At 70.9% G+C, this 234-nt stretch carries 1 protein-coding gene; it reads right to left on the bottom strand.

Going from position 1 to position 234, the window contains the following annotated elements; translation table 11 throughout:
• Nucleotides 1-234, bottom strand: a 234-nt coding sequence (locus FMEAI12_RS02935; protein WP_200835169.1) for a transposase, incomplete at both ends; no start/stop codon positions are given.

The following is a 234-nucleotide window of genomic DNA, read 5'->3' as shown; positions in this document are numbered from 1 at the left end:
GCAGCCGGAACCAGACCCCCGCCTGGGTCCAGGTCTGGAACCGGCGGTGCGCCGTGGGTACCGACACCCCGAACTCGGCAGGCAGATGCCGCCAGGCGCACCCCGCCGTCAGCACGTAGACCACCGCGGTGAACACCGCCCGATCCTCGATCGGGGCAGTCCCACCACCCTGCCAGCGACCCTCGAACCGGGGTAGCAGCGGTTCCACCAGCTCCCACAACTCGTCCGGGACCA

Source organism: Parafrankia sp. Ea1.12 (assembly GCF_900465275.1).
GTDB lineage: Bacteria > Actinomycetota > Actinomycetes > Frankiales > Frankiaceae > Parafrankia > Parafrankia soli.
The sequence above is the reverse complement of the archived record's forward strand: the minus strand, read 5'-3'. Positions and strand labels throughout refer to the sequence as shown.